The 10,120-nt window shown below is 66.9% G+C and carries 7 protein-coding genes; 3 read left to right on the forward strand and 4 right to left on the reverse strand.

Annotation, left to right across the window (positions count from 1 at the left end):
* Positions 1–67: 67 nt before the first annotated feature.
* The 3 genes from TVC13_RS17510 to TVC13_RS17520 form a co-directional block, all read right to left on the reverse strand.
* Positions 68–289: an SCO4848 family membrane protein gene (locus TVC13_RS17510; RefSeq protein WP_422402414.1), complete on the reverse strand. Its 222-nt coding sequence runs from the start codon at positions 287–289 to the stop codon at positions 68–70.
* Between the two features lie 28 nt (positions 290–317).
* On the reverse strand, positions 318–815 hold the full coding sequence (locus tag TVC13_RS17515) for a DUF2505 domain-containing protein (RefSeq protein WP_422402415.1): 498 nt from the start codon (positions 813–815) through the stop codon (positions 318–320).
* Between the two features lie 108 nt (positions 816–923).
* Entirely contained in the window at positions 924–1,613 is a 690-nt protein-coding gene (locus TVC13_RS17520; protein WP_422402416.1) for a hypothetical protein, read from the reverse strand.
* 280 nt (positions 1,614–1,893) lie between these two features.
* Between TVC13_RS17520 and TVC13_RS17525 the strand changes: the two genes are divergently transcribed.
* The 3 genes from TVC13_RS17525 to TVC13_RS17535 all read left to right on the forward strand — a co-directional run bounded on the left by TVC13_RS17525 (position 1,894) and on the right by TVC13_RS17535 (position 8,220).
* On the forward strand, positions 1,894–3,630 hold the full coding sequence (locus tag TVC13_RS17525; RefSeq protein ID WP_422402417.1) for a M28 family peptidase: 1,737 nt from the start codon (positions 1,894–1,896) through the stop codon (positions 3,628–3,630).
* A gap of 214 nt (positions 3,631–3,844) precedes the next feature.
* On the forward strand, positions 3,845–7,462 hold the full coding sequence (gene mfd / locus TVC13_RS17530; RefSeq protein ID WP_422402418.1) for a transcription-repair coupling factor: 3,618 nt from the start codon (positions 3,845–3,847) through the stop codon (positions 7,460–7,462).
* A gap of 26 nt (positions 7,463–7,488) precedes the next feature.
* Positions 7,489–8,220: a class I SAM-dependent methyltransferase gene (locus TVC13_RS17535; RefSeq protein ID WP_422402419.1), complete on the forward strand. Its 732-nt coding sequence runs from the start codon at positions 7,489–7,491 to the stop codon at positions 8,218–8,220.
* Positions 8,221–8,781: 561 nt separating this feature from the next.
* Here TVC13_RS17535 and TVC13_RS17540 read toward each other — a convergent pair.
* On the reverse strand, positions 8,782–10,120 hold a 1,339-nt coding region (locus TVC13_RS17540), incomplete at its 5' end, for an NAD(P)/FAD-dependent oxidoreductase (RefSeq protein WP_422402420.1).

The following is a 10,120-nucleotide window of genomic DNA, read 5'->3' on the forward strand; positions in this document are numbered from 1 at the left end:
CCCGGCTCACCTCCCCCTTTTTCCCCCGGGGGGGGGGCCGGGGGTGGGGGCCGATGCGCCAAAAAAGCTAGCCGACCAGGCCGCGGATACCGATGACGGCGGTAGCCAGCGCGAAGATCATCGCAGTGGAGATCATCATGAGGTTGGTGGTCATGTACCGGGTGGCGGCACCGTTGGCATCGCGGGCCTGCGGGTCCTTCAGGACGCGCTTGAGGAAGACGGGCCAGACGATGAGCGACCAGAGGCCGGCGATCACCAGGACAAGGGCAAGCGGGGTGGGAAGATCCACGAAAAAGACTCCTACTTAGGGGTGGCGGCTAGTTGTTTTCGATCCACTTGCCGGCCTGGGCCGCCTGGATGGTCAGGGCCTTGCCGATCATGGGCTCGGCGGCCTTGGCGATCTTGTCCCCAAGGAACGGGATGGAGGAGGAGACGGAACCTTCAACGTCAACCCGGGTGCCCTCGACCAGCACGACCAGGCGCTGCACCGCGCTGACCTTCAGCGGCACGCCGCCTACGGAGAGGTCCACGGAAGCCGTGCGCGATCCGTCAGCGGCCGGTGCGTCCCAGGCTTCCTTCTGGGTCACGGTCAGGGACGAGCCCACCAGTTTCTTGGCCATGTCCGGCAGGCGGTCGGTGGGCAGCTGGCGCACAGCGGTGAGCGTGAAGGGTCCGGAGGTGTCGCCGTCGACCGTCAGGGAAACCAGGGAGCCGCCAACGTGCTCGCTGATGCTGCGGACGAATCCTTCGTCGGTGAAGGTCTTGGTCAGCGTCGCGGCGTCGTAGGGCAGGGTGGTGGAAGCAGACAGGGCCATGGGGTCCTCCGGTAGGAAATGTGCGGCAGGTCCGGCTTTTGCGCACCGGACCCGCCAAACATCCTAGTCGCTCTCCCCGGGCCGCCCCCAACACGGTCCCCGCGCCGGTCAGGGAATGCGCACGCACCCGACGATCTGCATGCCCGTGTCCTGCAGCACCAGTGAGTCGCCGGAGGCGTTGTCCGGCACCACAAACGGCACAGTGACCGCGGCGGATGCTGAGCCGTCGGAGGCGGTGGTGAAGTCCAGCACCACGTTCGCGTTGGGGTTGTCCCCGCTGCCTTCGTGGATGTACTCCGGCCCGATGTCCCCGGGGCTCTCAGCGCACGGCCCCTCATGCAGGATGCCCTGGTACGTTGCGCTCGCCGGGAAGTCCTGGACCTGCATGTCAATGGTGGTGTCCATGTCCGTTTCAGAGATTGTCAGTTCCATCTCGGCGCCTTCCGGGATCAGGGACTCGGTGTTCCCGGTGGGGTACGACGTCGCAATGGCGTTCTCACACCACGGACCGAAGGCGCCCTCGATCACCCCGCCGTCCAGCGGCGTCGGGGAGGTGTCCGAGCAGCGGTCGGCGGCGACGGTGCGGCCCGGTCCGGCGGCCTGGCAGGACGACGACGTCGCCTCGGGTCCGGTTTCGCAGTCGCTGGGCAGGGTGGACGATGCCGCCGAGGAAGTGGCGTTGTTGGCCGTGTCCTCCTGGTTTCCGGCGTTGGTGCAGGCCGTGAAGAAGAGCGAAACCGCAGTCAGCGCGGTGAGCAGGAACAGAGTTTTGCTGGTGGGTCCCGGTGAACGTCCCATGGGGCAGGCCTCCGATGCGCTGGGATGAGGCAGTTCCAGTGATGCTCGTGCCATTCAAGGGTGGCAGTCAGTGCGGTGAAAAGCCACAGTCGGTGCCCGCACGCGGACGGAAAACCTAGCCGAATCCGCAGGCTTTGGAAAGGGTGCCTGCGGATATTCGGGCGCAGTTCAGCCGCACTCTGTTAGGAGGCCGAATCACTGCCATAGCATCGCGGCACGGCTTGTGCCTCGGGGGCGGCGCGCAGCAGGCCATTCATTCACTCGCACTCTTAGGGGAACGATGAAACTTAGTAAATCCATGCGCGGTGCCGCCCTGGCGGCCACCGTTGTCCTCACGCTCTCAGCCGGTGCGCCGGCTGCCTTTTCCGCGGAGCTGAACTCCGGCGGCAAGGGCGGCCAGGGTTCGCACCAGGGGCCGGGCAAGAACCAGCCGGGGCACGGCAACGGCAAGCCGGACAAGCCCGGCAAGCCGGGGCACGGCAACGGCAAGCCGGACAAACCCGGGAAACCGGGGCCGGGCAAGCCGGGCCATCCCGGCAAGCCGGGCAAATCCGATTCCGAGAAGCTGCGCGACAAGGTGACCCTCAACGGCGTCTACCGCCATCTGGAGGGTCTCCAGGACGCCGCGGACCGGAACGGTGGAAACCGCGCGGCCGGGACCCCCGGCTACGAGGCAGGTGCACAGTACGTTGAACGCCAGCTGCGCAAAGCCGGCTATGAGCCGTTCCGCCAGCCGTTTACCTACGAGCAGTTCGTCCTCAACAGCGAGCTCCTCGAACAGGTCTCCCCGAATGCCACCGAATACGTGGCTGGCACCGACTTTACGACCATGAGCTATTCAGGCGCCGGGGACGTGACGGCGGAGGTCACCGTCGTCGATATCAACCTGTCCGGCGAGCGGGTGAACACCTCGGGCTGTGAAGCGGCGGACTTCGCGGACTTCACCGCCGGAAACATTGCACTAATGCAACGCGGCACCTGCCCCTTCGCGGACAAGGTAGCCAACGCGGCAGCAGCCGGGGCATCCGCCGCTGTCGTCTTCAACCAGGGCGTCACTCCCGCAGAGGACCGCACCGGCCTGCTCAACGGAACACTGGGCGGCGTGACGTCGGCCATTCCGGCGGTCGGCACCACCTACGCGGTGGGCGAGGCACTGGCCGGAACGGCAGGGGCAACCCTTCGTGTAGCAGTGGATTCGGAGGTCCAGGAGACTGAAACGTTCAACGTCATCGCGGACACTCCCAAGGGCGACCCGACCCGCCAGGTCGTCGTCGGTGCGCACCTTGACTCTGTGTCCGAAGGGCCCGGCATCAATGACAACGGCAGCGGAACCGCCGCCATCCTGGAGACCGCTATCCAGCTCGGCAAGACCGGCAAGTTCAAGCTGGAGAACCAGATCCGGTTCGCCTTCTGGGGAGCTGAGGAAGACGGGCTCCTGGGGTCCCAGCACTATGTGGACCAGCTGGATGAAACGGCCATTGCGAACACGCTGCTCAATCTGAACTTCGACATGCTCGGATCCACGAACTTCGTCCGGTTTGTCTATGACGGAGACGCGAGTACGTTCCCGACTCCGGCTGGATCTCCGCCGCCTCCCGTCGGTTCGGATGTGATTGAAGGGGTCTTCGAGGACTACTTCGCCACGCAGGAACTGCCCACTGCTCCTACGGAGTTCGACGGCCGGTCGGATTACTTCGCCTTCATTGACCGTGGAATCCCCGCCGGCGGCCTCTTCACCGGTGCAGAAGGCGTAAAGACGGCAGAGGAAGCAGCGCTCTTCGGCGGAACCGCCGGCGAGCCTTACGACCCCTGCTATCACGCAGAGTGCGACGACCTGGGCAACATCAGCAAGCAGGCGCTTTCCGAAATGTCGGACGCGGTTGCACACACCACGCTGACGTTCGCCCAGACGGATGCGGACATCCGCGGCGGTGACGGAGTGTCCTCGGCACGGGCACTGCCTTCGGCTCCCGCAACCCAGGGACCGCAGTACCGGGGCCACGAGGCCCTGCGCTAAGAGCATCTCTCGCACCCACTAGGGAAGGCCGTCCGCAGAAACCTGCGGGCGGCCTTCCTTTTGCCCGGATCCAACCCGCGGCACACCCCGGTTCGCCCTGAGCAGTAACCCCGGTGCGGGGAACCGGGCAGCGGGTAGGCTGGAATTACCTACCCGGGGTTGATTGCCAGCTTCGGGTTCTTGCGTTGCCTGCCCTGAAGGAGATACCCCCGCAATGAGCCTGAACGGTCTGCGCGCCGCCCTCACCGAGGACAAGTCCTACTCCCGCCTGAAGGCACACGCCGCGCGGGGTCCGGCCCAGCGCAGCCAGGACCTGGAGATCGGTGCACCGCAGGGAATGCGGGCCGCGCTGCTGGCGGAAATGGTGGACGGGCTCGCAGAAGCGCACGACGGCGGCGCGGGCACCGGGGCCAACGGCGCACCTCCTGTGGTCCTCGCCGTCACTGCCACGGGGCGGGAAGCCGAGGACCTCGCGGCAGCGCTGCGCTCCTACCTTCCGCTGGCCGGGATCGAGGAGTTCCCGTCCTGGGAAACCCTGCCGCATGAACGGCTCTCACCGCGCTCGGACACCGTCGGCCGCCGGCTCTCCGTCCTGCGCCGGCTCGCCCACCCGGAGAACGATCCCGTGCAGGTCGTCGTCGCACCGGTCCGCGCCGTCGTGCAGCCCCTGGTCAAAGGCCTGGGAGACCTGCAGCCGGTCTCCCTGGCGGTGGGTGATGAACGCCCGTTCGACGCCGTCGTCAAGGCGCTCGCCGACGCCGCCTACGCCCGGGTGGACATGGTCTCCCACCGCGGCGAGTTCGCCGTGCGCGGCGGCATCCTGGATGTCTTCCCGCCCACCGACGACCACCCCATCCGCATCGACTTCTTCGGCGACGAGGTGGACTCGATGCGCTGGTTCGCCGTCGCCGACCAGCGCACCCTCACCGGCGAGCACGTGATCCACCCCAAGGAGCTCTACGCCCCGCCGTGCCGCGAACTGCTGATCACCCCGGACGTGATGAGCCGGGCCGCGAAACTGCAGAGCCAGATGCCCGCCGCAGCGGACATGCTCGAGAAGATCGCCGGCGGCATCGCCGTCGAAGGCATGGAATCCCTGGCACCGGTGCTGGTGGAGGAGATGGTTCCGCTGATGGCCCAGCTCCCGCCGGGCTCGATCTCCGTTGTCATCGAACCGGAGAAGGTCCGCGCCCGCGCCCACGACCTTGAATCCACCAATGAGGAGTTCCTCGCCGCCGCGTGGGCCACAGCGTCCGACGGCGGTGCGGCGCCGGTTGATCTTTCCGCCGGCCTCAGCGCGGACCTGGAAGCTGCGAGCTTCCGTTCCCTGACGGACACCCGCTCCGCGGCCCTGGCCAACGACGTCGCCTGGTGGGCGATCACGTCCTTCAACCCGGACGACGAGACCGTCCTGGACATCGACACCCTGACGATCAACGCCCGCGAACCGCGCGGCTACAAGGGCGACGTCGCGGAGATGATGGACTTCATCGGCTCCCGCATCAAGGACCAGTGGCGCCTCGTCGTCGTCACCGAAGGTCCCGGCCCGGCCTCCCGGCTGGCCGAACTGTTCCACGACAATGACATTCCCGCCGCCCGCGTGGAGTCCCTGGACACCGAACCGCAGCCGGGCATCATCGAGATCACTACCGCCAGCGCCGGGCGAGGCTTCGTCTTCGACAACCTGAAGATGGGCCTGCTGACCGAGGCGGACCTGCTGGGCCGCGCCAGCACCTACTCCACCCGGGACATGCGCAAGATGCCCTCCCGCCGGCGCAACGCCGTCGACCCCCTGCAGCTGCAGGAAGGCGACTTTGTGGTGCACGAACAGCACGGTGTGGGCCGGTTCGTGGAGCTGCTGCAGCGGGCCACCGGTGCCGGGGTGAACAAGACCGTCCGCGAATACCTGGTGCTGGAGTACGCGCCGTCCAAGCGCGGGGCGCCGGGGGACCGGCTGTTCGTCCCCACGGACCAGCTGGACCAGATCACCCGCTACGTGGGCGGGGAAACCCCGGTGCTGTCCAAGATGGGCGGCTCCGACTGGGCCAAGACCAAGTCCAAGGCCCGCAAGGCGGTCAAGGAAATCGCCGGGGAACTGATCCGGCTCTACTCGGCGCGGATGGCGTCCAAGGGCCACGCCTTCGGGCAGGACACCCCGTGGCAGCGTGAGCTGGAGGAAGCCTTCCCGTATGTTGAAACCCCGGACCAGCTGACCACCATTAATGAGGTCAAGGCAGACATGGAACGCGAGATTCCCATGGACCGGCTGGTCTCCGGCGACGTTGGCTACGGCAAGACCGAGATCGCCGTGCGCGCTGCGTTCAAGGCCGTGCAGGACGGCAAGCAGGTCGCGGTGCTGGTGCCGACGACGCTGCTCGCCCAGCAGCACATGGAAACCTTCTCCGAACGGTTCTCCGGTTTCCCGGTCCGCGTCGCCACGCTTTCCCGCTTCCAGACCGCCAAGCAGGCCAAGGAAGTGATCGAGGGTGTGCTGAACGGGTCCGTGGACGTCATCATCGGCACGCACCGGCTGCTCTCGCAGGAGGTGCAGTTCAAGGACCTTGGCCTGGTGATCGTGGATGAGGAGCAGCGCTTCGGCGTCGAGCACAAGGAAGCGCTGAAGAAGCTGCGCACCAACGTGGACGTGCTGGCCATGAGTGCCACCCCGATTCCGCGAACCCTTGAAATGTCACTGACCGGCATCCGGGAAACCTCCACGCTGGCCACCCCGCCGGAAGAGCGGCATCCGGTGCTGACCTACGTGGGCCCGTACACGGACAAGCAGGCCTCGGCCGCGATCCGCCGCGAGCTGATGCGCGAAGGCCAGGTCTTCTTTGTGCACAACCGGGTGTCCTCGATCGACCGGACCGCCGCGCACCTGCAGGAGCTGGTCCCGGAGGCGCGCATCGCCGTCGCGCACGGCCAGATGAGCGAAGCGAAGCTCGAACAGATCATCGTGGACTTCTGGGAAAAGCGGTTCGACGTGCTGGTGTGCACCACCATCATCGAAACCGGCCTGGACATCTCCAACGCGAACACCCTGATCGTGGACCGGGCGGACCACTTTGGCCTCTCCCAGCTGCACCAGCTGCGCGGGCGTGTTGGCCGCGGCCGGGAACGCGCCTATGCCTATTTCCTGTACCCGTCGGAGAAGCCGCTGGGTGAGGTAGCGCTGGAGCGGCTGAAGGCCGTCGCCGCACACAACGAACTCGGCGCCGGCATGCAGCTGGCCATGAAGGACCTCGAAATCCGCGGTGCCGGTAACCTGCTGGGCGGGGAGCAGTCCGGGCATATTGCCGGCGTCGGCTTTGACCTGTACATCCGGCTCGTCGGCGAAGCGGTTGCGGACTTCCGCGGCGAGGCCGAGGAGAAGGCCGCCGAGATGAAGATCGAGCTGCCGGTCAACGCGCACCTGCCGCACGATTACGTGCCGGGAGAGCGGCTGCGCCTGGAGGCCTACCGCAAGCTGGCTTCGGCGCTGACGAACGAGGCGATCGACGAGGTCCTTGCCGAGCTGGTGGACCGCTACGGCGAACCGCCGCAGGAAGTGAAGAACCTGATCGACGTCGCCCGGTTCCGGGTCGATGCCCGCGCCGCGGGGCTGACCGACGTCGCGCTGCAGGGCAACTTCATCCGGTTCTCGCCCGGCGACCTGCCTGAATCGCGGACCATGCGGCTGCAGCGGATGTACCCGGGGTCGCAGGTGAAGCCGGCGCTGAACTCGATCCTGATTCCCAAGCCGAAGACCGCGAAGATCGGCGGCCGCGACCTGCAGGACGCCGAGATGCTGCAGTGGGCGCACCAGGTGCTGGACGCGATCTTCAAGGAATAGTGTCCAGCGGATTGTAGGGTCGGGGGATGCCGGACGCGATCTTCTCCCATCCCAGGCTTGCCCGCGTGTACGACGCCCTCGGTGGCGGCCGCAGCGACCTCGACACGTATCTTGGCCTGGCGGCGGCGGCCGAGGCTGTGCTCGACGTCGGCTGTGGAACCGGTACGCTCGCGTGCCTTCTCGCAGCGCGGGGCGTGGAAGTGCTGGGCGTGGATCCGGCGTCGGCTTCCGTTGACGTTGCCCGCGCCAAGCCGGGAGCCGGTGCCGTGCGGTGGATGGTTGGAACCGCACCGGACGCCGCGGCTGACCCGGCGAACCACCAGCGGTTTGACCTCGCCACCATGACGGCGAACGTCGCGCAGGTTTTCCTGTCCGACGCCGACTGGATTCGCACGCTCCGTTCCATTCACACCTGCCTCCGGCCGGGAGGCATGCTTGCTTTTGAAACCCGGAACCCGGCCGACCGGGCCTGGGAAAGGTGGACGAAGGAACGTTCCTATCAGGTGGTCGACGCCGGGGCCGAAGGACTGGTCGAGGACTGGGTCGAAGTCACCGGCGTCGACGGCGAGCTGGTGAGCTTCGAGTCGCCCACCATTTTCCGATCCGACGGGGAACGGGTGGAATCCACCAGCACTCTGCGGTTCCGTGGTCCGGACGCACTGGAGTCCAGCCTTGCCGAGGCTGGATTCGGTGGGGTGGAGATCCGCGAGCTGCCGTATGCGCCAGCCCGCGCGTGGCTGGTGCTGGCACGTGCCTGACCCGGGGAAGGTGCTATCCGAACGGCGGGCGAAACCGCCAGCGCAGCGATCTGGCCGAGGTGCTCGACGGCGAGCCGCAGAACACTGACGTCGCACTGGCCAGCGCGGAGTCGGTGGGGTGTGTGTGGACACCTTCGGGACGCGCCCGTCGCGCGGCATCCCCACAACCTTCGGGCAGATAACGTCCTTTAGGAAGTGTTCCCTCAACCCCTCGTGCAGTTAACGTCGCTTTGAGAGCTTCAAAACGACGTCAACTGCCCGAGAGATATGCGGAAGGTGCCCAAAGCAGCGTTATCTCCCCGAAGGTTGGACGGCGGAGCCCAGGAACGTTCGCGCCCGGGCCCCTGCAGATCAGGAGATACCGCGGCCGCCCGCAGATCGAAGCCCTCAGTCCACCGCAGCCGGCAGCCCTCCGATCCCGCAGCCTCCACCACGCACAGAGGAGAAAGCGTGCCTCCTTCGGGAGGGGGAATAAGGCCGAAGGAGGCACGCAGCTTGAAGCACCGGCAGCCCAAAGGGCCCCCGGTATAGGGGGCCCCAAGGGAACGCCGGCAAAGCCCGCTAGGAGTCGAACCCCATACCAACGGCGTCCATCAGCTTGAGCCACGGACCACGCTTGCCCTGCCGGCGGTCCGACCGGACCATGGCAGCGGTGGTGATCTTCACGCCCAGCCACGCAACCGGCTCCGGCGGGAACGGAAGCGGCAGCTTGCGGACCAGTTCGAGCGACGTGCGCCGGGTCTTGGAACCGGAAAGCAGGTCCAGCAGCACGTTGGCACCAAACCGGCTGGCACCCACACCCAGCCCGGTGAACCCGGCAGCATAGGCCACCCGTCCGCCGTAGGCCTTCATAAAGAAGGAGAAGAACCGGCTACAGGTATCGATCGCCCCTCCCCACTTATGCGTAAACGAAATGCCCTCAAGCTGCGGGAAGGTTGCCAGGAAATGCGCAGCCAGGCGGCGGAAGGATTCCTCGCTCTGGTCGTACTCCGGTTTTATGCTGCGGCCGTAGTGGTACGGCGCGTCATAGCCGCCAAAGAGGATCCGGTTGTCCTCGGTGAGGCGGTAGTAGTGGAACCGGTTCGCGACGTCGTCCAGGCCCTGGCGCCGCGACCAGCCGATCGATTCGAGCTGGGCCTCGGTCAGCGGCTCGGTCATCAGCGCGTAGTCGTACACCGGCACGGTGTGCAGGCGGGCCCGGCGCAGCAGCGACGGGAACACGTTGGTCGCCAGCGCCACCTTCGCTGCGGAGACGGTGCCGCCGTCGGTCTCCACCTCGACGCCGTTTCCCGACCTGGCCAGCGACCGCACCGGGGAGTGCTCGAAAATCTGCACACCCAGCTCCAGGCAGACACGCTTCAGGCCCCAGGCCAGCTGCGCCGGATCCACCAGGGCACTGCCCTTCTTGTTCCACGCTCCGGCCAGGTACAGCGGGGACTTCACCTCGGCCTGGACCTTGTCACGGTCAAAGAACTCGACGCCCTCGTGCCCGGCTTCCTCGCGCAGCCACTGGACCTGGTGCGGTTCGGTGGCCAGGGCCAGGGTTCCGTTCCACTCAAAGCCGCAGTCGATCCCGTAGCGCTGGATGGTTTCGGCGAACTCGGCCAGGTTCTCGTCGCCCATCTCCTTGAGCAGGTCCACCTCCTTGGGCAGGTGCTTGACCCCGTTGCTGTAGCCGTGGGTCAGGCTCGCGGAGACGAAGCCGCCGTTGCGGCCCGACGCCGCCCAGCCCACCTCGTTCCCCTCCAGCAGCACCACGGAGGTTGACGGGTTGCGTTCCTTGGCCAGCAGCGCAGTCCACAGGCCGGTGTACCCGCCGCCGACCACACCCCGGGCGGCGGTGATCCGGGATCCCAGCGGAGGCAGGGGAGCGGGGCGTTCGGGGCGGTCCAGCCAGTAG

Source organism: Arthrobacter sp. 3Tela_A (genome assembly GCF_049311025.1).
GTDB lineage: Bacteria > Actinomycetota > Actinomycetes > Actinomycetales > Micrococcaceae > Arthrobacter_B.